The sequence below is a fragment of the Pseudohaliea sp. genome (assembly GCF_054552115.1).
On record NZ_JBTOLW010000015.1, the window covers coordinates 26,136 to 51,087 of the forward strand.

18 protein-coding genes are annotated in these 24,952 nt (G+C 70.0%); 6 read left to right on the top strand and 12 right to left on the bottom strand.

What is annotated here, in order from left to right:
- Positions 1-48: 48 nt before the first annotated feature.
- The 3 genes from ACX93N_RS09075 to ACX93N_RS09085 are packed head-to-tail and all read left to right on the top strand — an operon-like array spanning position 49 to position 3,960.
- A complete protein-coding gene (locus ACX93N_RS09075; RefSeq protein ID WP_459428093.1) occupies positions 49-1,749 on the top strand; it encodes an ExeA family protein in 1,701 nt (566 codons plus the stop codon).
- A gap of 16 nt (positions 1,750-1,765) precedes the next feature.
- Entirely contained in the window at positions 1,766-2,629 is an 864-nt protein-coding gene (locus ACX93N_RS09080) for a general secretion pathway protein GspB (protein ID WP_459428094.1), read from the top strand.
- 32 nt (positions 2,630-2,661) lie between these two features.
- Entirely contained in the window at positions 2,662-3,960 is a 1,299-nt protein-coding gene (locus ACX93N_RS09085) for a metal-dependent hydrolase family protein (RefSeq protein ID WP_459428095.1), read from the top strand.
- An 11-nt stretch (positions 3,961-3,971) separates the two neighbouring features.
- Here ACX93N_RS09085 and ACX93N_RS09090 read toward each other — a convergent pair whose 3' ends face one another.
- The 8 genes from ACX93N_RS09090 to ACX93N_RS09125 all read right to left on the bottom strand — a co-directional run bounded on the left by ACX93N_RS09090 (position 3,972) and on the right by ACX93N_RS09125 (position 11,488).
- The gene (locus ACX93N_RS09090; RefSeq protein WP_459428096.1) at positions 3,972-5,480 is read right to left on the bottom strand and encodes a Ppx/GppA phosphatase family protein; all 1,509 of its coding nucleotides are present in this window, start codon (positions 5,478-5,480) and stop codon (positions 3,972-3,974) included.
- Positions 5,481-5,543: 63 nt separating this feature from the next.
- Positions 5,544-6,620, bottom strand: coding sequence for an alanine racemase (gene alr / locus ACX93N_RS09095; RefSeq protein ID WP_459428097.1), 1,077 nt, complete (start codon positions 6,618-6,620; stop codon positions 5,544-5,546).
- The gene (locus ACX93N_RS09100; RefSeq protein ID WP_459428098.1) at positions 6,620-7,477 is read right to left on the bottom strand and encodes an aminotransferase class IV; all 858 of its coding nucleotides are present in this window, start codon (positions 7,475-7,477) and stop codon (positions 6,620-6,622) included. Before ACX93N_RS09100 ends, alr begins: the two co-directional genes overlap by 1 nt.
- Positions 7,474-8,328: a glutamate cyclase domain-containing protein gene (locus ACX93N_RS09105; protein WP_459428099.1), complete on the bottom strand. Its 855-nt coding sequence runs from the start codon at positions 8,326-8,328 to the stop codon at positions 7,474-7,476. Before ACX93N_RS09105 ends, ACX93N_RS09100 begins: the two co-directional genes overlap by 4 nt.
- Positions 8,325-9,266 carry a 5-oxoprolinase subunit C family protein gene (locus ACX93N_RS09110; protein WP_459428100.1) on the bottom strand — a complete coding sequence of 314 codons (942 nt, stop codon included), beginning with the start codon at positions 9,264-9,266 and terminating at the stop codon, positions 8,325-8,327. The genes ACX93N_RS09105 and ACX93N_RS09110 overlap by 4 nt, the downstream gene beginning before the upstream one ends.
- Positions 9,263-9,940: a 5-oxoprolinase subunit PxpB gene (gene pxpB / locus ACX93N_RS09115; protein ID WP_459428101.1), complete on the bottom strand. Its 678-nt coding sequence runs from the start codon at positions 9,938-9,940 to the stop codon at positions 9,263-9,265. The genes ACX93N_RS09110 and pxpB overlap by 4 nt, the downstream gene beginning before the upstream one ends.
- Position 9,941: 1 nt before the next feature.
- Positions 9,942-10,691: a 5-oxoprolinase subunit PxpA gene (locus ACX93N_RS09120; RefSeq protein WP_459428102.1), complete on the bottom strand. Its 750-nt coding sequence runs from the start codon at positions 10,689-10,691 to the stop codon at positions 9,942-9,944.
- Positions 10,692-10,702: 11 nt separating this feature from the next.
- Positions 10,703-11,488, bottom strand: a complete 786-nt coding sequence (locus ACX93N_RS09125) for a putative hydro-lyase (protein ID WP_459428103.1) — start codon at positions 11,486-11,488, stop codon at positions 10,703-10,705.
- A gap of 134 nt (positions 11,489-11,622) precedes the next feature.
- Here ACX93N_RS09125 and ACX93N_RS09130 point away from each other — a divergent pair, with 134 nt between their 5' ends.
- A complete protein-coding gene (locus tag ACX93N_RS09130; protein ID WP_459428104.1) occupies positions 11,623-13,203 on the top strand; it encodes an acyl-CoA synthetase in 1,581 nt (526 codons plus the stop codon).
- A gap of 3 nt (positions 13,204-13,206) precedes the next feature.
- Here ACX93N_RS09130 and ACX93N_RS09135 read toward each other — a convergent pair whose 3' ends face one another.
- Both ACX93N_RS09135 and ACX93N_RS09140 read right to left on the bottom strand, forming a co-directional pair.
- Complete coding sequence (locus ACX93N_RS09135; protein WP_459428105.1) at positions 13,207-16,260, bottom strand: efflux RND transporter permease subunit; 3,054 nt, start codon at positions 16,258-16,260, stop codon at positions 13,207-13,209.
- Complete coding sequence (locus ACX93N_RS09140; protein WP_459428106.1) at positions 16,260-17,324, bottom strand: efflux RND transporter periplasmic adaptor subunit; 1,065 nt, start codon at positions 17,322-17,324, stop codon at positions 16,260-16,262. The genes ACX93N_RS09135 and ACX93N_RS09140 overlap by 1 nt, the downstream gene beginning before the upstream one ends.
- Before the next feature lie 195 nt (positions 17,325-17,519).
- Between ACX93N_RS09140 and ACX93N_RS09145 the strand changes: the two genes are divergently transcribed.
- Positions 17,520-19,160 (top strand): DUF3336 domain-containing protein, encoded by a 1,641-nt coding sequence (locus tag ACX93N_RS09145; protein WP_459428107.1) that lies wholly within the window; start codon positions 17,520-17,522, stop codon positions 19,158-19,160.
- 7 nt (positions 19,161-19,167) lie between these two features.
- Here the strand turns inward: ACX93N_RS09145 and ACX93N_RS09150 are convergent, their stop codons facing one another.
- On the bottom strand, positions 19,168-20,190 hold the full coding sequence (locus ACX93N_RS09150) for a phosphotransferase (protein ID WP_459428108.1): 1,023 nt from the start codon (positions 20,188-20,190) through the stop codon (positions 19,168-19,170).
- Between the two features lie 166 nt (positions 20,191-20,356).
- Here ACX93N_RS09150 and ACX93N_RS09155 point away from each other — a divergent pair, with 166 nt between their 5' ends.
- Positions 20,357-22,054: a class I adenylate-forming enzyme family protein gene (locus tag ACX93N_RS09155; RefSeq protein WP_459428109.1), complete on the top strand. Its 1,698-nt coding sequence runs from the start codon at positions 20,357-20,359 to the stop codon at positions 22,052-22,054.
- A 13-nt stretch (positions 22,055-22,067) separates the two neighbouring features.
- Here ACX93N_RS09155 and ACX93N_RS09160 read toward each other — a convergent pair whose 3' ends face one another.
- Complete coding sequence (locus tag ACX93N_RS09160; RefSeq protein WP_459428110.1) at positions 22,068-24,944, bottom strand: DUF748 domain-containing protein; 2,877 nt, start codon at positions 24,942-24,944, stop codon at positions 22,068-22,070.
- Positions 24,945-24,952 lie beyond the last annotated feature (8 nt).

The window sequence follows — 24,952 nt, forward strand, 5'->3', positions numbered from 1 at the left end:
TGACCTCCAGGGGATTCTATCGATCTCGCTAGCGTATACTCGGCAACCATGTACTACCAGTATTTCGGCCTGCGCGAGGCGCCGTTCTCCATAGCGGTCAACCCGCGCTACCTGTTCATGAGCCACCGGCACCGGGACGCGCTGGCGCACCTGCTCTACGGGGTCGGCGCGGGCGGCGCCTTCATCGTGCTCACCGGCGAGGTCGGTACCGGCAAGACCACCATCAACCGCGCCCTGCTCGAGCAGCTGCCGGAGGACGCGGATATCGCCATCGTCCTCAACCCGGCCCTCGATGCCGCCGAGCTCCTCGCCACGGTCTGTGACGAGCTGGGCATCGCCTATGACCGCGATGACGCGGCCAGCCTCAAGGCGCTGACTGACCGGTTGCACCGCTTCCTCCTCGACAATCACGCCCGCGGCCGCAGGACCGTCCTGCTCATCGACGAGGCACAGCACCTGTCGTTCCCGGTGCTGGAGCAGATACGGCTGCTCACCAACCTGGAGACGGACAGCGAGAAGCTTCTGCACATCATTCTCATCGGTCAGCCGGAGCTGGCCGCGATGCTGCAGCGGCCGGAGCTGCGGCAGCTGAACCAGCGGGTGACGGCGCGCTACAACCTCGAGCCGCTGTCCCTCGCCGAGACCGGCGCCTACATCCGCCACCGGCTGCAGGTGGCGGGGCTCGGCCCGGGCACGGAACTGTTCCCGCCCCGGGTCGTGCGCGCGATCCACCGGCACAGCCGCGGTATCCCGCGGCTGATCAACCTGCTCTGTGACCGCACGCTCCTCGGTGCCTACGGGCAGGAGGCGCCGCGGGTCGACCGGCGCATGCTGCGCAAGGCCGTGCGCGAGGTAACCGGCGAGATGCCGTCGCCCTATGACCGGCGCACGTTGCGCTACGCAGCTATCGCGCTGGCCGGGCTCGCACTCGTCGGCCTCGCGTGGTGGGCGCTGCTCCGGGGCCCGGCCGAGGAGACCGCGGTCGCGGCCCAGGCGGCTGCCGACGCCGCGGCGGGGCCCGCAGTGCCGCAGGCGCCGGGACAGGCTGATGCTGCGCCGACGATGGAGGCGGGGCGGGCTACGGAGACGGCAGAGGGTCCGGCTACGGCGCCGATGGCAACGCTCGCGCCCGAGCCACCCGGCTGGCTCCTGCCGCCCGAAAGCGCGCTGCGCGGTCTCTACGCGCTCCAGGGCGGAACACCGGTACCGGCCGCCCCCTGCGGGGGCGCCCTGCGCTGTGAGGATGGCCGCGCCGAGACCTGGCAGGACCTCGCCCCTCTCGCGCGGCCGCTGCTGCTGGAACTGGTCACGCCGGATCGTTTCGCGGCGGCTGCACTGCTGCTCGAAGTGGGCGAACGCACGGCGACCGTGGCCACCCGCGACGGCGTCGCCGCTGTGCCCCTGGCCGATCTCGCCGACTACTGGCGGGGCGGCTATCGCTACCTTTGGGATGCGCCCGCCGGTTTTGGCGCCGGCCTCGCCGAGGGCGACGAGGGGCCCGCCGTCGCCGCTGTCGCCGCGCGTTTCGCGCGCCTCGACGGGCAAACGCAGCCCCTTGCCGGTGAACGTTTCACGCCGCGCCTCGCTGAGCGCGTGCGGCTGTTCCAGCGCGCCGAGGGTCTCGCCGAGGACGGCATCGTCGGCACGCAGACGCTGCGCCGGCTGAATGTCGCCGCCGGGCTGGTCCCGCCGTCCGCCGGGCGAGCCCCGGCCTGGGAAGGGCTGCTCGCCGGAGGCTTCCGGCCATGAGCGGGGAGGGTGCGGCGTGTCGCTGATTCTCGATGCCCTCAACCGGGCGCGAAAGGAGCGCGGCGAGACCGGAGCCACGGCGCTGCCGGCCACGATCGAGGCAGCGCCGGCCCCGGGACCGCTGGCGGCCGTACTGGCGGTAGCCCTGGGCCTGGCCGTGCTGGTCATTGGCTGGCTGGCGTGGGAGCGATGGGGTACCGGGGACGGCCAGCCGGTGGCCACGGCGGGGGGGCACGCCGGTTCACCGCCCGCAGCGACGGTCGCATCGGCGCGGCAAGGGTCCACCGCCCCGGCCGGCGCCGCATCCGCACCGCGCCCGGCCATCGCCCCGGGCAAGGTCAGCCGGGATCGGGTCGTCACTTCCGCAAGGGAGCGCTCCGGCACGGACGCGATCGCACCGGACCCCGCTGTTGCGGCCCTCTACGCCACGCCGCCGGGGGGGAAGGCAGGGGCGATGCCCGACGCCGGACCGACGGATGCCGGGCGGCTGGCAGCCGTGCGGGAGGCCTCGCCGCCGGAGGCTGCGCCGCCAAAAGCCGCGCCGCCAAAAGCCGCGCCGCGGGACGAGACCATTGACATCGAGGCCGTGGTGGCCCGCGCCCGGGAGGAACTGGGCGAGCCGGCGCTGGCGCCGCACCCGGCGCCGCTGCTCGCCGACCTGTCGCAGCAGCAAAAGGATGCGATCCCGACGCTCATGTACCTGCGCCACGACTACGTGGAGAACGGCGCGAGCAGCGTCCTGATCAATGGCGAAACCCGCCGTGTCGGCGACCGCATCGGAACGGTGCAGGTCGAGGAGATCCTGCGCGACTCCGTGGTGCTCCGGCACCGTGATACCCTGTTCCGCCTCCGGGCCCTGAACAGCTGGGTCAATCTCTGACAACAACCGGAAAACCATCGAGGGGGGAAGTTGTGCTTCGACACTGTTTAGCGACCGTCTACCTGTTCATCCTTGCCGCCGCCGGGGTCCACGCCGCGCCGGACACGGTGATCCACGCCGGCCGGCTCGTCGACGTGGACGCGGAGCGGGTCCGCCCCGAGGTCTCCGTGCTGATCGAGGGCGACCGCATCGCCGCGGTCGAGGAGGGCTTCGTCACGCCCGAGGGCGTCGACGTCATCGATCTCTCCGGGCACACGGTGCTACCCGGCTTCATGGACATGCATGTGCACCTGGATCACGAGCTGGACCCGCCGCAGAGCTACTCGGAAGGGTTCTACATGAACTCCGCGGACTACGCCCTGCGCGCCACGCTCTACGCCCGCCGCACGCTGGAAGCGGGTTTCACGACGGTCCGTGACCTCGGCGCGCGCGACAAGGCGGCGTTACTGGGCCTGCGCGATGCCATCGACAGGGGCTATGTCGCCGGTCCGCGCATCTACGCGGCGGGCAAGTCGATTGCCACCACCGGCGGCCATGCGGATCCCACCAACGGCATCCGCTTCGACCTGCGCGGGGACCCGGGTCCGAAAGAGGGCGTGGTGAACAGCGCCGAGGACGCGCGCAAGGCCGTGCGCCAGCGCTACAAGGACGGCTCCGATGTTATCAAGCTCACGGTCACCGGCGGCGTGCTGTCGCTGGCCAGGAGCGGCGACAACCCGCAGTTCATGGAAGACGAGGTCGAGGCCATCGTCGCCACGGCGAAGGACTACGACTTCGTGGTTGCGGTTCATGCCCACGGCGCCGAGGGCATGAAGCGCGCCATCCGCGCGGGTGTCGACTCCGTTGAGCATGGTACCTACATGGATGACGAGGCGCGCAAGCTCATGAAGCGCAATGGCACCTGGTACGTGCCGACGATCTCCGCTGGCAAGTGGGTCGCCGGGCTGGCCGAGCAGGACGGCAAGCTGCCGGCGGTGGTCCGGCCCAAGGCCGCGGCCATCGGGCCGCAGATCCAGGACACCTTTGCCAGGGCCTGGGATGCCGGCGTGAAGATCGCTTTCGGCACCGACGCCGGTGTGTCACCGCACGGCACCAACGCCCGTGAGTTCCGCTACATGGTGGAGGCGGGCATGCCGCCCATGGAGGCGATCAAGGCCGCCACGGTCAATGCCGCCGAGCTGTTGCGGGTGAGCGATGAACTGGGCAGCATTGCCCCGGGGCGCTACGCGGACATCGTGGCCGTGGCGGGCGACCCGCTCACCGACATCACCGTCCTGGAAAACATGGCCTTTGTGATGAAGGGCGGCGAGGTATTCCGCGCCGCCGACTAGGGGGCGACAGCCTAGCTGAAGCTGAGCGCCAGCCCGAGGCGCTCGAAGGCCCGCTGTTCCTGGTGCAGTTCCTGCCAGGTCAGCGGGTGCTGTGCCAGCCAGCCAGCCGGGAACTCCAGCGCCAGGGCCTCGCGCCGCGCGCCGAGGCGGAAGTCCGGCAGGTCCTCCAGCAGTTCCACGTACTTGAACAGGGCCGCCAGGCGCAGGATGCCGATCATCCGCGCCAGGCGCTCGCCCTCGTCCCCGTCCAGCTCGCCGAGGAGCTCGCGCTTGAGCTTGCCGCGGTGGCCCGCCACCAGCAGCGCGAGGTCTTCCTGCTCCCCCTGGGAGAAACCCGGCATGTCGGAATTGCGCAGCAGGTAGGCGCCGTGGCGGTGGAAGTGCTTGTGGGAGATGGCCATGCCGATCTCGTGGGTGAGGGCGGCACGCTCGAGCAGCTCGCCGTCCTCGGTCCCGAGGCGCCAGGCCTCCCGGGTGGCCTCGAAGAGCATGCGTGCCCGTCGCGCAACCAGGGCCGCGGTTTCCGTGTCGGCGCTGTAGCGCTGCTGCATGGCGTTGATGGAGCGCTCGCGCACGTCCTCGTGCCGGAGGCGGCCGAGGAGGTCGTAGAGCACCCCCTCGCGCAGCGCCCCCTTCGAGGTGCGCATGTGCTCGATCTCCAGCACCTCGAAGAGCGCCTCGGTGATGGCGAGACCGGCAGTGATGACCGGTCGCCGGGCCTCGGACAGGCCGCTGAAGGACAGCTCGTCGACGCGCTTGTGGCTGAGCACCTGCTTGCGCAGCCGCGTGAGGCTCCTGCGGGTGATGCCGCCGTCGCTCCAGCCTTCGCCGGTGACCATGGCCTCGATGGCCTGCAGCGTGCCGGAGGAGCCGACGCACTCCTGCCAGTGCTTGCTGCGGAAGGCCTTGCGGATGTGCGAGACCTCGACGCAGGCGCGCTCGTAGGCCTTCTCGTACCCTCGCCGGTCGAGTCGTCCGTCGGCGAAGTGGCGCGCAGTATAGGAGACACAGCCCATCTGCAGGCTCTCCAGGCGTCGCGGCTCGAAGCGCTCGCCCACGATGAACTCGGTGCTGCCTCCTCCGATGTCCACGACCAGGCGGGCGGCGGTATCGTCAGCCAGCGTGTGCGCCACGCCCAGGTAGACCAGCCGCGCCTCTTCCCGGCCGTAGATCACCTCCACGGGGGCGCCGAGGATCGCCCGCGCCGGTTCGGTGAAGTCGCGCCGGTTCTTGGCCTGGCGCAGGGCATTGGTGCCAACGACGCGCAGGCGCCGCGGCTCCACGCTCTGCAGCATCTGCGAGAAACGCGACAGGCAGTCGAGGCCGCGCTCGATGGCGTCCGGCTCGAGATGTCCGTTCTTCAGGCCGGCGCCGAGCTGGACCTTCTCGCCGAGCACCTGGCTGGGGCGCAGTTCCCCATGCTCGTAACGGGCGACGATGAGGTGGAAGGAGTTGGAGCCGATGTCCAGGGCGGCGAGCTGGCTGCCCTCGGGGAGTTCGTCTGCGTCGGTGGCGGGCACGGCGGCGTCGTTCAGCAAAGCTTGAGGGCGCCATGGTAACGGATGGCGCCGGGGCTGTCGCCGTTACGGGGCGTACTCCCTCGGCGTTCTTGCCGGCATGCCGGCGAGGAGCTCGTAGCCGGTGGTCCCGGAGCCCTCGGCAACCTCGCCGACGGGGAGGCCGTCACCCCAGAGCCGGACCGGGTCGCCGACGCGGACCGGTGGCAGGTCGGTGACGTCCACGGTGAGCATGTCCATGGAGACCCGCCCGGCGAGCGGCGCCCGCCGACCGTTGACCAGCACGGCGGTGCCGCTCGCTGTCGTGCGCGGGTAGCCGTCCGCGTAGCCCGCGGCCACGGTGGCGATGCGCGAGGGCCGTCCGGCAACCCAGCTGCCGCCATAGCCCACCGCGTCCCCGGCGGGAATCTCGCGCACGGCGATCACCGCGGACTCGAACTGCATGGCGGGCAGGAGGCCGTCGCCGGCCGGGTGGGCCCGCGGCAGCGGGGTGTCGCCGTAGAGGAGATAGCCGGGGCGGATCCAGTCCAGGTGCGTGTCCGGTCGGGCCAGCACGGCCGGTGAGTTCGCCGCGGAGAGGGCCAGGGGCAGGCCGCGGGTGGCGTCGAGAAAGCGCTCGAGCTGTGCGCCGGTCTCCGGCCGGTCGAGCTCCTCGGCGCAGGCGAAGTGGGTGCAGGCGACCTCCGGCCGGGCGTGCGCGCAGGCGGCGAGGCGTTCGTAGGCGTCCCGCGCAGCCGACGGTGCCAGGCCCAGGCGGTGCATCCCCGTGTCGAGCTTCAGCCAGCAGCGCAGCGGGCCGGGCAGGCGTGCCGCCTCCAGCCAGGCGAGCTGCTCCGGCCCGGTGATGTTTACCGTGAGGTTCCGGGCCTGGGCTTCGACGAGGTCCGCCGGCTCGAAGGGGCCCTCGAGCAGGAGCAGCGGGGCATCGACCCCGGCGTCCCGCAGCGTCACCGCTTCGTCCAGGGTCGCCACAGCGAAGGCGTTGGCGCTCGCCCTGAGGGCCCGGGCCGCAGCGATGGCGCCGTGACCGTAGCCGTTCGCCTTGATCACCGCCATCAGGCGCGCTCCGGGGGCGCGGGCCGCCGCGAGCGCAGCGTTCTCGCGCAGCCGCGCCAGGTCGATGCGGGCCCGTGTGGGACGCATCAGTAGTCGAACTTGTGCGCCGCGAACAGCGCCTGGGCCTCGGCCCAGACGGGCCCGACAGCGCCGCTGCCCACGGGACGCCCGTCGATGGCGGTGACCGGCGCGATCTCCTTGCTCGAGCTCGTCAGCCAGACCTCCTCGGCGCCCGCGAGCTCGTCCCGGTGTACCACGCGTTCTTCGACGGCGATGTCGCTGTGTTGGCAAAGGATGTCGAGCACCAGCTCCCGGGTGATGCCCGGCAGCTTCTGGTGGTCCAGCGGCGGCGTGGCCACGGCGCCGCCGGCGACCAGGAAGACATTGCAGGCGGCCGCCTCCGTGAGCTCGCCGGCATCGTTGTAGAGGATGGTCTCGTCGTTCCCCGCGGCCTGGCCCTGGCGCATGTGCATGACGTTGCCGAGCAGGGCTGTGGACTTGATGTGGCAGCGCTTCCAGCGCAGGTCTTCGGCGGTGCTGACGCGGTAGCTTTTCACCGTTGCGGGGTCACCGCTCGGTGCCGGGGGAATCTCGAAGGTGTAGGCGAACACCGTCGCCTGCGTTTCCTCCGGGAAGGCGTGGTTGCGTTTCTCGTAGGCGCCGCGGCTGACGTGGAGGTAGATGCCGAGGTTGCCGGCGCCGTTGCGCCCGATGAGCTCCTCGACGAGCGCGCGCCAGTCGGACTCGGACAGCCCCGGGTCGATCTCGAGGGCTGCCAGGCCGTCCCGCATGCGCCGCAGGTGCGGTCCGAAGCCCACCAGCCGGCCGCCGTAGGAGGGTACGACCTCGTAGATGCCGTCACCGAAGAGAAAGCCCCGGTCCATCGGTGAGATGCGCGCCTCGGCCATGGATGTCCAGGCGCCGTTCAGGTACACGGTTGTCATGCGCTTGCCTCGCGGGTGGCCGCGGCCGCCAGGGCGCGCAGCTCGCTGATGATTGTTTCGCCGGCGGACGGGTCCATGCCGTCCTCGGTGAGGGTGTTTTCCCGGGTCACGCCATCGACGCTGCCGCGGGAGGAAAGGAATGCCAGCAACTCCCGGGGCCGCAGACTGCCGAGGTGGTCGCTGGCCTCGAGGAGATCGAAGTAGGCCAGCAGCCCGTAGGCCCCCCAGTTGGAGACATCGGCCACCAGCAGCTCGTCGCAGCCGGTGGCGGCCGGGGTTATCGCGAGCTTCGCCACCGCCGCCGCGATCTTGCCCATACCGATCTCGTTGCCGCCGTCGCCGATGGCGATGGTGGGGCAGTCGGCGAGCTCCAGGTAGCTGTCGAAGATGCCGCAGTCGACGGAGATGTCCTCGCCGCGCATGTTGTAGTAGCGCCCGTCGGCGGCCAGGCCCGGGCGCTCGATGGAAACGATCGCGTCCGGGGTGACCTGCGCGAGGCGGAGGATCGCCTCCTCTCTCGCCGCGTCGCGGTCCGTCGCCTGCAGCGGGAGGACACGGAATTCGTGCTCGAGCTCGGCGGCCAGCGGCGTGGCGCAGGCGATCCAGCACTGGGCGCCGCGCTGCTCGAGGGCACGGTAGAGGGCCATGGCACCGACCGGGCCGTCGGTCTCGAAGGTGCCTGCCACGGGGAAGCCCGTGCCGATGAGTACCCGGCGCGCGCCCGCGAGGAGCGCGCTGGCGCGGCGGTAGTAACCCGGCTCCAGCGCCGTGCGCAGGGACTGCATGCCGCGCGGGTTGCGCGCCACGAGCAGCGCCTCGAGGGCATCGTCAAAGTCCCGGTCGGCGGTCACGGCCTGCGTTCCCGGATGGTCCGCGAGGCCTCGAAGGCCCGGGCCAGGTGCAGCGCGTTGTGCGCGGCATGCTGGCTGACAGGGGTGAAAACGACTTCGCCGCCGGGCACCTGCTGCGCGAGCGGGGCCAGGTCCAGGGACAGGGCGGCGCCGATCTTCGGGTAGCCGCCGATGGTCTGGCGGTCGTTGAGGAGTACGATCGGCTGGCCATCCGCGGGCAGCTGGATGGCGCCGAGGCAGATACCCTCGGAGAGGATGCCGTCGATGTCGGCGCGCACCGCGGGACCCTCGAGGCGGTAGCCCATGCGATCGGCGCGGTCGGTGACCGTGTAGCGGCTGCCGAAGAAGCGGCGCTGGGCGAGGCGCGGGAAGTGGTGCTGCTGGTAGCCGGGAATGACGCGCAGGGTCACCTGCCGCGTGTAGCGTGGCCGGGCCGTCTCCGGCAGGTAGAGACGCCGCCGCTCGCGCACGGGTGTGCAGGGGAGCAGGTCCCCCGGTGCCAGCCTGCCGCTGCCCAGGCCGCCGAGCCCCTCGCGGAGTACCGTCGCGACGCTGCCGAAGGCGGGCTCGGCATGAAAGCCGCCCGCGATGCCGAGATAGGCGCGGCAGCCCACGGGCGGATGACCGAGCTCGATGCGGTCGCCGGCACGCACCGGGTGCACCTCCCAGCCCGGTCGTTCGTCGCCGTTGATGGCGAGCGGCATGGGCGCGCCGGTCACGCAGAGAAAGGTATCCGTCTCCGCCGTCAGGCGGGCACCGCCGAAGCTGAGCTCCACCGCGGCGGTGCCCGCGGGGTTCTCGAGGAGGCGGTTGCACAGGTCGAAGGCCTGCCGGTCCAGGGGGCCGCCGTCGGTAAGCCCGAGACGGTAGTGGCCACGGCGCCCGCCGTCCTGCAGCAGGGCGAGGAGTCCCGGATCATCGATGCGAAGCCCGCTCACGGCTCGCCCCCGAGAGCGAGGTACTCCTCGCGGTCGATGGGCCGGAAGCGCACCCGGTCCCCCACGGCCACCGGCATGCAGGGCTCCGCGGCGGGGTCGAAGAGGCGCTTCGGGCAGCGCCCGACGAGGTTCCAGCCGCCGGGAGATGCGGCGGGGTAGACCGCCGTCTGCCGGTCCGCGATGGCGATGGCGCCGCGGGGCACGCGCTGCCGCGGCGTCGCCAGCCGGGGCGCCGCGATGCGCGCGTCGACCTGACCGAGGTAGGCAAAACCGGGGGCGAAGCCGATGGCGTAGACGCGGTATTCCGCGTCGCTGTGCAGGGCGATCACTTCCTCCGTCGCGAGCCCCGCGCGGCGGGCGAGCGCCTCGAGGTCGGCGCCGCTCTCGCTGCTGTACCAGGCCGGCAGCTCCACCAGCCGACCCTCGCCGGGGTCGTCCCGCTCCAGATCATAGCCGAGCCGGTGCAGTTCGCGGATCACGGCCATGTGGTCGGTGGCGTAGGCGTCGAACACGACCAGCAGGGACGCGTAGGAGGGCACGAGGTCGAGGAGCTGCGCGCCGAGGGCGCCGGGCAGGGCGTCGGCGAGGGCCTGCACCCGCGCCGAGACGGCCGGGTCCATGGTCTCGCCGAGGTAGACCATGAGGGCGTTCTCCCCCGCCGGATGAATGACCATGTCAGGCGCCTGCCGTCGGCGCCCGCTCGCCGACGCGTTCACGGATCTCGCGGATGGCGCGCACGCCTTCCTCGTTGTCCCCGTGGACGCAGAGCGTCTCGGCTTCGAGGGGCAGCCGCCGGCCGCTCGCCGTGGTCACGGCCCGGTCGCCGACCAGCGACTCCACCTGTTCGAGCATGCGTTCGCGGCCGTGTACGGCCCCCGGCTCACGGCGGGAGAGGAGGTGGCCCTCATCGTCGTAGCAGCGGTCCGCGAAGGCCTCGAAGAGGAGCTCCACGCCGTGCCGCGCCGCTTCCTCGCGGTGCGTGTCGGCGGCCGCGGTGGCAAGCAGCATGAGCCGCAGCGGGCGGTGAAAGCCGGCCAGGGCGGTGAGCACCGCGTCGCGGATCACGGCGTCGCGCATCATGTCGTTGTACAGCGCGCCGTGGGGTTTGACGTAGTCGAGGGCCAGGCCGGCGCAGGCGGCCATGCCATCCAGGGCCGCCACCTGGTAGCGCAGCGTGGCGATGAGTTCCTCCCGGGAGAGGTTCATGGAGCGGCGGCCGAAGCCGACGAGGTCCGGGTAGGCGGGGTGCGCACCGACCGAGACGCCGTGCTCCCGGGCCAGGGCGAGGGTCTCGGCCAGGGTCAGGGGGTCCCCGCCGTGGAAGCCGCAGGCGATGTTGGCGAGGTCGATGTGCGGCATGACGTGGGCGTCCATGCCCATGCGCCAGGGCCCGTAGCTCTCGCCGAGGTCACAGTTGAGCAGCATGGTTAATCCTCCTAGAGCACCGCGAGCCGGCTGTTGCGGAGGTCCGTGACCAGCATGCAGCCCGGGCTGTGGGTGATGGCAACCGGGGGCCGGGCGTGCGCGAGTGCGACCTGCGGCGTCACCCCGCAGGCCCAGAATACCGGCAGCTCCTCCGCTGCGACGGGGACCGGGTCGCCGTAGTCCGGCGCGCCGAGGTCGTCGATGCCGATGAGTGCCGGGTCACCCAGGTGCACCGGCGCCCCGTGCACGGCCGGGAAGCGGGTACAGACCTGGATGGCCCGGATCGCGTCGGCGGCGCGGAAGGGCCGCATGCTCACCACCATGTCACCGCGGAACGGGCCGGCGGCGCTGCAGGGAATGTTCGTCCGGTACATGGGCACATTGCAACCGAGGCTGACGTTGCGCACTTCCAGCCCGTCGGCGAGCAGTGCCTCCTCGAAGGAGAAGGAGCAGCCGAGGGCGAAGGCGACGAAGTTTTCCCGCCAGCGGTGCGCAATGCTCACCGGTTCGGCGGTCACTTCGCCGCCCTCGAAGACGCGGTAGCGCGGCAGGTCATCGCGCACGTCGATGTCGCCGAGGGCGGGGAGCGTCGGGTCCCCGGGGGCCGGGCTGACGGCCAGCAGGGGACAGGGCTTCGGGTTGGCCTGGCAGAAGCGGAGGAAGTCGGCCGCGTAGGCCTCCGGCAGCACGACGAGGTTGCACTGCACATGCCCCGGGGCAAAACCCGAGGTGTTGTCGGTGAAGGCCCCGCTGCGCATGGCGGTGCGCAGCGCCGCGGGGCTTGCATGACGATCCATGGTCGACTCCGGTCGGTGCCAGCGCCTATAGTATGACCGCACTATAACGCGACCGGGTATACCGCTACCGGGATAGGCTTCTCGCCGGTCACGGTCCCGAAGTGCCAATAATACGCAGACAACGAGGAACCAGCATGCCCCACCCCAGCGTCACCGCCGAGACCCTGCCGCACAAGCCCGCCATCATCATGGGCGGCAGCGGCGAGATCGTCACCTACCGCGAACTCGACGATCGCTCGAACCAGGGTGCGCAGCTGCTGCGCAGCCTCGGCCTCGAGCAGGGGGACCATATCGCGCTCATGCTCGAGAACTGCCGCCAGTTCCTCGAGATCTGCTTCGCCTGCCAGCGCTCCGGTATTGTCTACACGCCCGTCAGTACGCATCTCAAGGCCGAGGAGACGCGCTACATCCTCGAGAACTGCGGCGCGAAGCTGTTCATCACTTCCCCGAAGATGCACGACGTTGCCGGGAAGATGCTCGAGGGCGCCGGTGCCGTTCGCCATTTCTACATGGTCGGGGGCATTGCCGACGGCTTCGAGAGCTGGGAAGAGGCCGTGGACCGCCAGCCGGCAGAACGCATCGCCGACGAGGCCTACGGTGTCGACATGCTCTATTCCTCCGGCACCACCGGCAAGCCCAAGGGGGTGTTCCTCCCGCCGCCCACGGAGGATCCCTATGCCGAGCACCCGATGGCGCCGAGCCTCGGGGCGGCCTTCGGCTTCAGCGACGAGACCGTCTACCTGTCGCCGGCACCGCTCTACCATGCCGCCCCGCTGCGCTACAACATGATGGTGCTGTCCCTGGGCGGCACCACGGTGGTCATGGAGAAGTTCGACCCGGAGGCGGCGCTGGCCCTTATCCAGGAGCACCGCTGCACGCACAGCCAGTGGGTGCCGATCATGTTCATCCGCATGCTCAAGCTGCCGAAGGAAACCCGCGAACAGTACGACGTCTCCAGCATGCAGTTTGCCATCCATGCGGCCGCGCCCTGTCCCGTCGAGGTCAAGGAAAAGATGATCGAGTGGTGGGGCCCCGTGATCGTCGAGTACTACGCCGCCAGCGAGGCCATCGGCATCACCATCATCGATTCCGCCGCCTGGCTCACCCACAAGGGTTCCGTGGGGCCGGCCGTGCTGGGCCAGATCCACATCGTCGACGATGACGGCAACGAGCTGCCCCCGGGAGAGATCGGCACCGTGTATTTCTCGGGCGAGCAGGCGAGCTTCCAGTACCACGGCGAGCCGGAGAAGACCGCCGAGGCCTTCGACCATCGCGGCTGGGCCACCACCGGCGACGTGGGCTACGTGGACGAGGACGGCTTCCTCTACCTCACGGACCGCAAGCATTTCACGATTATCTCCGGCGGCGTAAACATCTACCCGCAGGAGATCGAGAATATCCTCATCACCCACGACAAGGTGGCGGACGTGGCGGTGTTCGGTGTGCCGGACGACGAGTTCGGTGAAACCGTCACCGCCGTGGTGCAGCCGCTCAACTGGGCCGACGCCACCGACGAGGTGGCCATCGAGATCATGGAGTGGCTGCGCGACCGGGTCGCGCACCTCAAGGTGCCCAAGGCGCTGCACTGGCACCCGAAGCTGCCGCGGATGGATAACGGCAAGCTCTACAAGCGCCACCTCGCGGAGGAGTTCCGCGGCGGCGCCAGGGCCGATGATGGTCCCCGGGTCGAGCCCGAGGAGGAAAAGAAAGGCTGAGCGCTAGTTCGCGGGGAGCGGCTCGGAGGCCGCTGCCCCGTCGCTGCCTGCACGCGCGCCCCGGAACGGCAGGTAGAACACCGGCAGCACGAACAGGGTGAACAGCGTGCCCACGAGCATGCCCGCGGCGATCATGAGGCCGATGCCGAAGCGCGCGTTGGCGCCGGCGCCGGAGGCGATGAGCAGCGGCACCACACCGAGTACCGTGGCGAAGGTGGTCATGAGAATCGGCCGCAGGCGCAGGGCCGCGGCTTCAAGCACCGCGGCACGCCGGTCGGTGCCGCGCGCCGTGAGCTGGTTGGCGAACTCCACGATCAGGATACCGTGCTTGCTGATGAGGCCGATGAGCGTCAGCAGGCCGATCTGCGTGTAGATATTGAGGGTGACCACGCCGAGGGCGATGGGCACAACGGCGCCGAAGATCGAAAGGGGCACGGCGACGAGCACCACCAGCGGGTCGCGGAAGCTGTTGAACTGCGCCGCGAGCACCAGGAAGATCAGGATCAGCGACAGGCCGAACAGCACGGGGAAACTGCCGCTCTCCTGCATGAAGCGCCGTGACTCACCGCTGTAGCCGGCGCGGAAGGAGGGCGGCGCGATCCCGGCGAGGGCCTCTTCGAGGAAGGTAAGGCCGGTGCCCAGCGTGTTCGGCGGCATGACCAGGCCCTGGATCGTCGTGCTGTTGAGTTGCTGGTACTGGCTCAACTGGTTCGGCTGCACCCGGTGCTCGAGACGGATGACGCTGGACAGCGGCACCAGCTCGTTGCTGGCGGTGCGCAGGTAGTACTTCTCGAGTTCCTCTTCCGTGAGCCGGAAATCCCTTCCCGCCTGGGGGATCACCTTGTAGCTCCGATCCGCGACCGAGAACCGATTGACTTCCGCCTCCCCCAGCATCACGGCGAGGGTCTGGCCGATGTCGCGCATGGCGATGCCCAGGCGTGCGGCCCGCTCGCGGTCGATGCGCACCTCCACTTCCGGGCGGTTGAAGTCGAGGGTCTGGTTCACGAAGATGAACAGGCCAGACTCCCGGGCGCGCTGCAGCAACTCCTCGCCGACCCGGTAGACCTCCTCCTGCGGTGCCGTCGAGGCGACCACGAAGGCCAGCGGCAGGCCGCCGCCGGCGCCGGGGAGGGACGGCGAGCCGAAGGAGAACAGTTCCATCCCCGCGATGCCGGCGAGGCGCTGCTGGAACCGGGCCTGCACCTGCTGCTGGGTGCGCTCCCGCTCGTCCCAGTGGGTCAGCGTCAGCCCGCCGAAGTTCCCGGAGGGCTCGATCACCTGCCAGGACGAGGCCACCTCCGGCATGTCCTGCCACAGGTCGACCACCTGGTCGAGGTAGCGGTTGATGTAATCGAGACTGGCATAGCTCGGTGCAACGCCGACGTAGAAGATCCCGCCGGTGTCCTCCTCGGGGGCGAGCTCGTTCTGTGCCAGCAGAAACAGCACGGGCAGGGCGGCGAGGATGGCCGCGGCGAACAGCAGCACCGCGCCGCGGTTGGCGAGGCAGCCGGCCAGGAGGCGCTGGTAGCGCCCGGTGAGCGCGCCGAAGCGTTCGTCGAGCCAGTCGGCGAAGCGGCCCTGTTCGCCGTGGCTTTTCAATACGCGGGACGACATGACCGGGCTCAGGGTGAGGGCGATGAGGCCCGAGACGAGCACGGCGCCGGCCAGGGTCAGGGCAAACTCGCTGAACAGGGCGCCGGTCAGGCCGCCGATGAAGGCGATGGGCGCGTAGACGGCGGCCAGGGTCAGGGTCATGGCGACCACCGGCATGGCCACCTCCCGGGCGCCGGTGATCGCCGCCTGCAGCGGCGTGGCGCCTTCCTCCACATGCCGGTGGACGTTCTCCACCACCACGATGGCGTCGTCCACCACAAGGCCGATGGCGATGACCATGGCCAGGAGCGTGAGCAGGTTCAGGGAGAAGCCCATGGCGAGCACCAGCGCGACCACGCCGATGAGCGACAGGGGAATGGTCACCAGCGGCACCAGCACCACGCGGAAAGAGCCGAGGAACAGGTAGATCACGGCGATGACGATGAGCGCGGCCTCGACCAGGGTGCTGGCGACTTCGCGCAGCGCCGCATCGATGGCGATACTGCCGTCCCAGTCGAGGCGCAGCTCCAGGTCCGCCGGCAGCGAGGCGCGGATCTTTGGCAGCTGCGCGTGCAGCGCCGCGGACACCTCCAGCGGGTTGGCGTCCGGCGTCGGCTCGATGGCCATGAACACCGCCGGCTCGCCACTCGAGAAAGCGCGCGACTGGTTGTTTTCCGCGGCCAGTTCCACCTCCGCGACATCGAGCAGCCGCACCTGCCGCTCGCCCTCCTGGCGGACCACCAGGCGCTCGAAGTCCTCCACGGTCTGCATGTCGGTGCGGGCATCGACGTTGATGCGCACGAGGTTGCCCTCGGTGGCGCCGGCGGTGCTGATGAAATTGTCCCGGCGCACGGCTTCCGAGACATCCGCGGCGGTGACGCCCAGGGCCGCCATGCGTACCGGGTCGAGCCAGATGCGCATGGCAAGGGGCCGGCCGAAGATGGCCGCTTTGCCGACGCCGTCGAGGGTCGCGATTTCCGGCTGCACGCTGCGCAGCAGGTAATCGTTGATCTGGAAGGGCGTCATCTGCTGGCTGGTGAAGGAGAGATACATGAGCGCGTCGTCGCCCGAACCGGTGGCGATTACCGGGTCTTCAACCTCCCGGGGGATCTCGTCGCGGGCCTGGGCCACCTTGGCGACCACCTCCGTGAGGACCTCGTCCGTGTCCTCGCCGAGGCGCACGTGCACTTCGATGGTGGAGACCCCGGCGTCGCTGGTCGCCGAGAGATAGTCGATGCCGGCGGCACCGGCGATGTTCACCTGCAGCGGTGTGGTCACGAAGCCCTGTACGGTGCGTGCGCTGGCGCCGGGATAGACGGTGGTCACGGTGATGACCGAGCGCTCCAGGCTGGGGAACTCGCGGATGCCGACGCGGGACAGGGAGGCGAGGCCGAAAAGCAGGACCAGGGCGCTGACCACGATGGCCAGCACCGGCCGCTCGATGAAGCGGTCCGTGAAGCGCATCAGGCGCCGGTGCCGTCGGTGAGGACGACGCGGGCGCCGCGGTAGAGCTTGTTCTGGCCAACACTGACTACGCGGTCACCGGCGGAGAGCCCCGAGAGGATGGCCACGCGGCCGTCGCGCACCGCGCCGGTGGTGACCACCCGCGGTTCGACACTGAGGCCCCCGGCGTCCTCCTGCAACAGATAGACGAGGTTGCCCTGGAGCGAGAAGGTCACGGCCGTCTCCGGTAGGGTGACGTGCGTGGCGGTCTCGCCGAGGTCTATCTTCAGGCTCGCGAACATCCCGGGCAGCAGCCCGTCTGTCTCTTCGAGGCGCGCGCGCAGGAGCAGGTTGCGCGTGCCCGGATCGGCGGCGGCGTCCAGCGCCTCGAGGCGGGCGGCAAAGCGCCGGCCCGGGAAGGCCGCGGTACTGACGCTGACCGCCAGGCCGGGGCGCAGGCGCGGTGCATAGCGGGCGGGGACGGTGAAATCGACCTCGAGGGCGGAGCGGTCCTGCAGCGTGGCGATCGCCGTGCCGGACTCGAGGTAGTCGCCCACCCGCACGCGGATGATGCCGAGGGTCCCGGCGAAAGGCGCCCGGATCCGCTTGTTGTCGATACGCGCCTCGAGTTCCGCGAGCTGCGCTGTGGCGGCCTGCAGGTCCGCCCGGGAGCGGTCGTACTGGCTCTGGGGGATGGATTTCTGTTTCACCAGGCTCTCGTCGCGCTCGAACAGGAGCCGGGCGAGCTCGAGGTTGGCCTGCTGGCGCGTCCGCGCCGCCTGCTCGACACTGTCGTTGAGGACCAGGAGCAGGTCGCCCGTGGCCACGGCCTGGCCGGAACGGACGGCAATCCCGGTGATTTCGCCGCTGGTTTCGGCGGCGAGCTCGACCCCGCGCACGGCCCGGATGGTGCCGACCGCATCGAGCATGCTGGGCCATGGCGCCAGTTCGGCGGTGGTGGCGCTGACGGTGATCGGCGGCTGGGGCGGCGGGTTGCTCAGGGCGGCGAAACGCTGGGCCAGGTACAGGCCGATAGCGCCGAAGATGGCCAGCAGGAGGGCGAGGGCGATGACGTAGGCGCGCAAGGCTTTTCCTTCTTCTGTGCTCCGGGTTTGCTTTCCTTGTGCAGGGCCCTGCTGGTGGCGAGCCACCGGCCGAGTCTACGGTCCCCGCGGGTCCTTGACAAAGATCAAGAGACACCAGTATACGCCGCCGGGTGCGCTGGGCGGGACTCCGGTGAGACGGTATGCTCGGGGGGATGGTATGAAGGGGAGCCCTGCATGAGCAAGGCACGCAAGCTGAAGGCGCTGGAACGCGAGATGGACCGCGCCGAAACCTACGCCGCCTGGCGCGAGGCCGCCCTGGCCCACGACGAGCTGAGCGGTGCCCGCCGCTGGCGCGAGATGGACCAGACCCGCCAGTACGACTACGCCCAGATCCGCCTGCGCCTCGACCGGCTGCGCAGTCTCCGTGCACGGCACGACAATCACGGTCTGCTCTATACGCTCAACGAGGGCATCCACGGCAACATGGGCGGCATGGGCCGCGCCACCCTCTACCAGCGCGCCAGGTTCGGCACCAAACACCTGATCGAGCAGTACATCGAGGAGATCGACGACGCCCTGCGCTACCTCGCGGACCTGCCGGAGAAGGAGATCGGCATCCAGGAGAAGATGGACTTCTTCTACCGCGCCAACATCTGCTTCGGCCGCTCGGCGCTCATGCTCTCCGGGGGGGGCGTGCTCGGTTTCTACCACATGGGGGTGGTCAAGACGCTCCTCGAGGAAGGTCTGCTGCCGCGGGTGATCTCGGGCTCCAGCGCCGGCTCGCTCGTGGCCGGGGTGCTCGGCACCCACACCGACGCCGAGATGCGCCGCTTCTATGACCCGGCGAACGTGCACTTCGAGGCCGAGCGCGAGGCGAGCGTGTTCTCGCGCATGTTTTTCGGGACCAATCCTTCCATCGACGTGGGCGACCTGGAAAAGATCATCGACCGGCTCGTACCGGACATGACTTTCCAGGAGGCCTACGAGAAGACCGGCCGGCAGATCAGCATCACCGTCGCGCCGGCGGAGACGCACCAGCGTTCCCGGTTGCTGAATGCCATCACCTCGCCGAACGTCTACATCCGCTCGGCGGTGATGGCCTCCTGCGCCGTGCCCGGGGTGTTCCCGCCGGTGATGCTCATGGCCAAGAATGTGCACGACGAGCCGCAGCCCTATCTGCCCACGCGCAAGTGGGTGGATGGTTCCATTGCCGACGATCTGCCGGCGAAGCGCCTGTCGCGGCTCTACAGCACCAACCACTACATCGTCAGCATGGTGAACCCCATCGCCACGCCGTTCCTGAACGGTGGCAAGCCGCGGGGCAAGATGGCCGCGGCGCTCGGTGCCCTGGGCATCGGCGTCGGCCGGGAAGTGCTGAACTTCTACCGCGGCATTGCCCAGCGCCAGGGCGACCGCTGGCCGCGCCTCAACCTGCTCCTGAACGGCGTCCATGCGCTTATGGACCAGGAGTACAGCGGTGACATCAACATCATCCCGAGCTTCCGCTGGTACAACCCGGCGAAGATCCTCTCGCACCTGTCCGAGAAGGAGCTGGTCGCCCTCATGCAGGGGGGGGAGCATTCGGCGTTCCCGCAGGTGGAGGCCATCCGCATCTGCACGCGTATTTCCCGGACCATGGAAGAGATTCTCTATCGCTTCGAGTACGGGGACCTGCGGCCCGAGGGCGACAAGTACCACCGGCCCCGGGCCTCCCGGCGGCGGCCGGCGCCGACCCGGGCGGACCGCGAAGCCATGCGCGAGACCGGCTCCCAGCGGCTTGCCAAGGCGGCGCCGAAGGCCAAGGCCCGGGCGAAGAAGCGCCCGGCCGGGCGCAGCAAGGGCGGCGGCAAGAAGGCCGGCAGCGCCGCCGCCTGAGCAGTGGCTAGCGGTCGATGAGCGCCACGCCGTGCTGCGCCAGCGGCTCCACCAGCGCGCCCTTGGCCTCGGCCTCCGCGCTGGAGGCGTTGCCCTGGAGGGCGCGCTTCTTCACGCCCTGCAGGATCGCCGCGAGGCGGAAGAAGCAGAACACCAGGTAGAAGTTCCAGTGGTCGATGCCGTCTCGGCCCGTGCGCCGGCAGTAGTCGGCGACATAGGCCTCGTCTGTGGGCAGGCCAACGGTTGCCCGGTCCACCCCCGCCAGGCCCCGGAGGCCGGCGTCTCCCGGCAGCTGCCAGGCCATGACCTGGTAGGCGAGGTCCGCCAGCGGGTGGCCCAGCGTCGACAGCTCCCAGTCCAGTACGGCGATGATGCGTGGCTCCGTCGGGTGAAACATGAGGTTGTCGAGGCGGTAGTCGCCGTGGACCAGGCTCACGGCGCCGTCATCCGGTGGCATATTGGCGGGCAGCCAGGCAATGAGCGTCTCCATCGCCTCGCTGTGCTCCGTCTCTGACGCCCGGTACTGCTTGGTCCAGCGGCTCACCTGGCGTTCGAAGTAGCTGCCGGGGCGGCCGAAGTCGGCGAGGCCCGCGGCGTGCACGTCGACGTTGTGCAGGGCCGCGAGCACCCGGTTCATCTCGTCGTAGATGGCCGTCCGCTCGCTGTTGTCGGCGACCTCGGGCAGCGTCGGGTCCCAGAATACCCGGCCCTCCAGGTACTCCATCACGTAGAACATGGAGCCGATGATGCTCTCGTCCTCGCACAGCAGGTATGCCTTCGGTACGGGCACCTCGCTATCCGCCAGGGCGCTGAGCACGCGAAACTCCCGGTCCACGGCATGGGCGGAGGCCAGCAGTTCGCCCGGCGGCTTGCGCCGGAGAACGTACTGGCGGCCGCCGGCGCTGAGGCGGAAGGTCGGGTTCGACTGGCCGCCGGCGAATTTCTCGGCGGTCAGTTCGCCGGAGAAGCCAGGCAAATGCTCGGCGAGGTAGGGGGCCAAACGGTCCGTGTCGAGGTTCTGGGTGTTCATGGCGCTCTCCGTGTGCTGCCCGCGGGGTCGCAACAATGACACCACCGGCAAAAAAAATAAACTCGGTGGGACCACGCGGCCCGTGCCGTTGAGCCGACCGCGCGGTAACGCTATGCTCCTGCGCCATCAGTACCGGAATTAGCCATAACAAACGCGGGAGACGCGCATGTATGCAGAGCTGAAGCAGGCCTGGCAGGAACTCACCAGCCCCGGGCAGCTGTTCGAGGTGACCACGGCCGAGGTGGGCGGCGTTCCCATCCGCACCTACGCCCACGCGCCGCCGTCCCTGCGCGAGATCTGGCTGGGCGCCGCGGGGCACGGCGACAAGGAGTACCTCGTCTACAACGACGAGCGCATGAGCTATGCCGAGGCGCAGGCGATCACGGGCGCCATCGCCCACTGGCTCGCCGAGGCCGGGGTCCGCCCCGGGGACCGTGTCGCCATCGCCATGCGCAACTATCCCGAGTGGATGCTTGCCTACTGGGCCGTGACGGCCATGGGCGCCGTGGTCGTCGGCATGAACGCCTGGTGGGTACCGCAGGAGATGCACTACGGTCTCGAGGACTCCAGGCCGAAGGTGCTGATCGCCGACCAGGAGCGGCTGCAGCGCTTCGCCGGGCTGCGCGGCGATTTCCCGGAACTCACTGTGGTCGGAGTGCGGGTACCGCACGACCTGCCCGACTGGGCCACGGACTGGGCGGAGCTGGTCAACAGTGAGTCGGCCATGCCCGAGGTCACGGTGGCACCGGACGACGACGCCTGCATCTTCTATACCTCGGGAACCACCGGGCGCCCGAAGGGCGCGCAGCTGACCCACCGCGGCTGTGTCAACAACATCTTCAACGTGGCCTTCGCCAACGCCGTGCAGCCGCGGGCCCTCGCGCTGGCCCGCGGTGACGAGCCCGGTGAGCCGGGCAGCTCGGAGATCCGCGCCCTGGTCGCGACACCGCTGTTCCACGTCACCGCCAACAACTGCGTTGCGCAGGTCGTGACGCTGGTCGGCGGCCGCCTGGTGCACATGTACAAGTGGGATCCGGCGGAGGCCCTGCGCCTCATCGAGCGGGAGAAAGTCACGACTTTCAACGCCGTGCCCATGATGGCCCGGGAAATCATGATGCACCCGGACTTCAGGACCCGCGATACCTCCTCGCTGAAGACCGTGGGCGGGGGCGGGGCAGCCATGCAGCCGGACCTCGTCGGCAAGGTGAGCGAGACCATGAAGACCGCGCGCCCGAACACGGGCTATGGCATGACCGAGACCTGCGGGATCATCACCGCCGTTTCCATGGAGTTCTTCATGGACCGGCCGACCAGTGTCGGCCCGGCCATGCCGACCTTCGAGGCCCGCATCGTCGATCCCGTGGGCAGGGAACTGCCCCTCGGGGATATCGGCGAGCTGGTGGTGCGCGGCGCCCCGGTAATCAAGGGCTACCTCAACCGCCCGGAGGCCACGGCCGAGACCATCGTCGACGGCTGGCTGCACACCGGCGACGTCGCCTACATGGACGAGGACGGCTTCATCTACCTCGTTGACCGGGCCAAGGACATGGTGCTGCGGGGCGGGGAGAACGTGTACTGCGCCGAAGTGGAGAACGCGCTGTTCCACCACGATGCGGTGGCCGAGTGCGTGGTTTTCGCGGTGCCGGATGACCGCCTGGGCGAAGAGGTCGGCGCGGCGGTGCACCTGAAGCCCGGCGCGAGCGTCGATGCCGAGGCGCTGCGCAGCCACTGCCGGGAGCACATTGCCGCGTTCAAGGTGCCGCGCTATCTCTGGTTTCTCGACGAACCGCTGCCGCGCAACGCCAACGGCAAGTTCCTGAAGCGCGAACTGCGCGAAACCCTGAAGGTCGAGAACGCCGCCTGAGGCGGGTGACGCCTCAGGCGTCGACGTCGAGGGTGACGCCGCGGGCGATGGTACCGTCCGCCTCGCCGCTGCTGATGGCGATCCGGTCCGGCGCAATGCCCTTGCTGGTGACCAGGTAGCGCTTGACGGTGGCGGCGCGCTCGGTCGCCAGCGTCTCCAGCGCGCGGGGCGGCAGCGCCATGGTTTCCGCCACGGCGTCGTATTGCGCCGCGAGCGGCGGTTCCGCCTCCTCCCCGTTACCGCTGGCCGGTGGCGCCAGCGGCGCATAACGGGCGGCTATCGCCTCCGCCCAGGCCTCGTCGCGGGCGGCCAGGCTCTCCGGCGCGAGGCCGTCCGCGAGGAGGGCGTCGTCCAGCGCTTCTGCCTTGAGGACTTTCGCATCCTCGTCGTCCGTCACGCCGCGGGCGAGGAGCCGGAGTTGCGGTCGCTGCGTCAGCGCATCGGCAAGCGCATCCAGCTTGCCCGCCGCCGGGGCATCGAGCGTGTCGCGGGCGGGCTCGAAGGCCAGCGCCTGCAGGTCCTCGTCACTGCCGGCGAGGCCCGCGAGGAGCTTGAAGGGCGCGGTGACGATGTTGGTGATGACGTTGGCGATGGCGCGGCCGATGACCTTGCCGAGGCGGAACGAGGGATCATCGATATCGCCCGCGACGGGGACGTCAAGATCGATGACGCCGCGCGAATCCTCGAGCAGTGCGATGGCCAGCTTCAGCGGCAGGTCCATGGCCTGTTCACTCTCGAAGGGCGCGCCCAGTTCCATCTGCGAGATAATGGCACGGTTTTCTCCCGCCAGCCGGTCACCGGCGAGCCGGTAGCGCAGGTCGAGGTTCAGCGTGCCGGCATCGATGGTGTAGCCGGCGTAGGTCCCGGCGTAGGGTGTGAGCCGGGCGATATCGATGCCCTGGAAGCTGACACCGATATCGACATCGGGCGCGGGGGCGAAAGGCGCGACGCTGCCCTCGATGCGTACCGGCGCATAGCCGTCCACGGAGCCGGCCAGCTCTACCGGTACGGGGGCGTCCGATGCCGTGCCCACGGCGCCGAGCTCGCCGTCGAGCCCCTCGACGAGGGTGCGAAACTCCAGAGGCAGGGAGCGGTCCTCGAAATCCACGCTGCCGTTGCTCACGGCGAGGCCGCCGATGGCCAGCTCCCAGGGATCGCCCGCGGCCCCGGCCGTCGCGCCGTCGTCACCGTCTCCGGCGCCTTCCGTTTCGACCAGCGCCGTCTGGATGTTGAGGCGCCGGTCTTCGCCGATCCGCAGCCGGCTGCGGTAGCCATCCAGGGCAATGACGCCGGTCTCCAGCCGCCGGGCGGGCAGGTCCACGGTAAGCCCCGGCACGGCCAGCCGGTCCCACCCCAGGGCACTCTGCTCTGCGCCCTCGATCTGCAGGTCGAGGGCGGTGAGCGCCGCATCGGCACGCACGGTCGCCGGCGCGAAAGCGGCGAGCGCGATGTCGCCGTCGACGGCCAGGCGCCCGCTTTCCAGCTCTGCGTTGAGGACCGAGTCGAGTAGCGGGTTGGCCAGGGTCACGGGCAGGGCGTGCAGCTCGAGCTCGAGCGCGCCGCTGCCCACGCCGGCATCGACGACACCGGCGACGGTCAGGGTCGCTTCCCCGTTGAGGGTGAGGGCGAGCGACACGCTGCTGTCGCCCTCGGGCGGCCAGGCCAGGTTGCCCAGCTCGATCGTCAGCGGGTCGACCGTGAGCAGGGCCGGGTCCGTGTAGGCCGAGCGCCAGCGCAGCCGGGCATCGGGCAGGGAGAAGCGCTTGAGCAGCACCTGCCAGGGCCCGGCATCGTCCCCGGCGGGGCGGGCGCCCCCGGTACCCGTTGAGGCGCTCTCGTTCCCGGCTGCCTCGCCCTGGGGTGGCAGGAGCATGTCGAGCAGACTGATCTGTCCGCCCTCGAGCCCGCCCTCGAGTCCGCCCTCGAGAAAGCCACTGACGTCGAGCCCCTCGAGTCTCGCCGCCTCGGCGCTGGCGTGGCGGGCACCACTGTCTACGGTGATGCCGTCGAGCTCGAAACGATCAAAGGCCAGCGCCGTGTCCGGAAGCGCCGTGGCGTCACCGGGGGCGAGGACGAACTCGCGCAGCTGCAGCGCGCCGCCGTTCACGCTGACGCGCGGCTCGCCCTGCCAGTCGGCCTCGTAGCGGCCGGTGACCTCCATGAGCGCGCTGTCCATGGTGAAGGGCAGGTCCTGGGCGAGGTAGCGGTGCAGGGGGCGCAGGTCGAGGTCCGCGATCTGCAGTTCGCCGCTGCTGCGGGCGCGCGGCAGGGAGAACTCGCCGCGCCAGCGCAGAATGCCGTTGTGCTCTGTGACCACCAGCAGCTCGTAAGGGCTGCCCTCCTCGACGACCGTGGACAGGCCCGTGACCGTGAAGCCGAGGTCCCGGAGGAAGGTCTCGTAGTGCGGTGTGCGGGTGCGGTCCTCGAAGCGCAGCTCCCGGGCATCGAAGTTCAGCGAGCGCACCGTGATGCCCGGGGCGGCAGCGCCACTGTCGTCTGTCTCCTCTGCCGCCCCATCGCCGGCGAGGAGGTCACTGATATTGAACCGGCCGTTCTCGAAGCGCCGCAGGGCGAGCTCTAGCCCCTCGACCGCGACGGCGTCGAGCACGACGCCGGGTTGCGTGAGGCTGCGCCAGGCGCCGAAGTCGACGTTGAGGCGGTGCAGAGCCGCAAAGGGACCGCCACCGGGCTCCGCGAGGCGCGCCTTGCGGACCTCCAGGGCCAGGGTGAAGGGGTTGAAGAGGATAAGCTCGCTGTCCAGGCGTCGCCCCAAATATTGCTCCGCGAGGCGCGGCGCCGCGATGTTCAGGGCGGGCAGCAGCACGAGGAGGGCGGCAGCAAGGTAGGCCACGTAGGCCATGAGAAGGGTGCGCAGAAGGCGTCCGGGCATGGCGGTAT